General features: G+C 46.1%; 1 protein-coding gene. It reads right to left on the reverse strand.

Translation table 11 applies throughout. The features are described 5' to 3' along the window. Positions 1–148 precede the first annotated feature (148 nt). The gene (gene coaBC / locus C7N83_RS13800; RefSeq protein ID WP_106743275.1) at positions 149–1,333 is read right to left on the reverse strand and encodes a bifunctional phosphopantothenoylcysteine decarboxylase/phosphopantothenate--cysteine ligase CoaBC; all 1,185 of its coding nucleotides are present in this window, start codon (positions 1,331–1,333) and stop codon (positions 149–151) included. Between the last annotated feature and the right edge of the window lie 265 nt (positions 1,334–1,598).

Below are 1,598 nucleotides of genomic sequence, written 5' to 3' on the forward strand. Positions count from 1 at the left end.
CAAACAGGTTAAGGCGGTTGGGGCTGCCCTCAACCGCCGACCGGGGAAAATACGGGATTATGAGATACCGGCCGATTTGTTTTTAGCGGCTCCTGCCGCCGGCATTTGAGTGTTGCACTGGAAATGCAAAGTAAAGGCCTTTGTTTTTTCATTGCAACAATTCAGCCAAGCGCGCCACAATCACTTCCGCGGCCTGTTGTTTGCTGGTTTCAGGAAAGGAAGTTTCCTGCTCGGCATCAATAATGGTAATTTGATTAGTCGGTTTGCCTATGGCTGTAGAAACTTGATTGGCCACTAACATCGGAATGTTTTTACGTATGCGTTTTGCGCGGCCATATTCCAAAATTTTTTCGCTTTCGGCCGCAAATCCTACGCAAAACGGCGGATTCGGCAGAGCAGCTACCGAAGTTAAAATGTCGGGATTTTCAGTTAATTCGATAATCGGTGTTTTACCGCTGCCGTCTTTTTTTAATTTATGTTCGCTACTGTTTTTGACTTTATAGTCGGCAACGGCAGCAACGGAAATAAAGGCATCTTGCTGATGAATCTGCCGATGGACAGCCTGGTACATCGCTTCTGCACTAACCACCTGCTCGCTGGAATATAAACCGGTCGGGATGACCGTCTGAATTTGTCCGTAAATCAAACTCACTTCCGCACCGGACGAACGACAAGCGCGTGCCAAAGCCATGCCCATTTGTCCGCTGGAGAGATTAGTAATGCCGCGAACGGGATCGATAGCTTCAAAAGTTGCCCCTGCAGTAAGCAGGATTTTTCTGCCTTTTAATGGTTTGGCCGACCATATATCAGGCAACAAATCAGCCAGTTCAACGGCTTCGGGCATTCGTCCCATGCCGATTTCACCGCAAGCCTGTTCGCCGCTATTGGGTTGAAATATGATAATGCCGTCTGAAACCAGCTGACGGATATTGCGCTGATTGGCAGGGTTGAACCACATTTCCACGTTCATCGCCGGTGCGACGGCCAAAGGACATTTGCGTGCGGCCGCGAGATTGGTCAATAAATTATCAGCAACGCCGTTGGTGATTTTGGCTAAAGTATTTGCGGTAGCCGGAGCAATTAGAAAAACATCTGCTTCGCGCGTTAAATTAATGTGCGCTATGCCGTTACCGCTCGATTCGTCATCGTGGGTATCGGTTAAAACCGGATTACCGCTTAAAGTCTGAAAAGTCAGCGGCGAAATAAATTTTGCGGCCGATCGGCTCATCACAACAGTTACGTCATGCCCTTGTTTTTTTAAAAGACGTACTAGTTCGCAAGATTTATAAGCGGCAATACCGCCGCTAATACCTAATAGGATATGTTTGCTCATATGAATATAATTGACATTGGTTTGAGAAGAAAATGTGTCACTATATCATGAAGTATTGATTAAGGCTGTCTGAAACCCAAGCTTTCTTACAAATTAGAAGCCGTCGTATAAAGATAAGACGGAGGCACGTCGAAAATTTTTCAGAAGGTTTTTTGTATTGGGGGGGAGGGGCTGTTGTGACCGGTTTTGGAAATTTTCTGCGAATTTGCTGTTATTAAAATTAGTTTGTAAAACAGCGGTTTGATGTATTGTATCCGGGGGTGGT

It is taken from the genome of Neisseria iguanae (genome assembly GCF_003013245.1).
Classification (GTDB): domain Bacteria; phylum Pseudomonadota; class Gammaproteobacteria; order Burkholderiales; family Neisseriaceae; genus Neisseria; species Neisseria iguanae.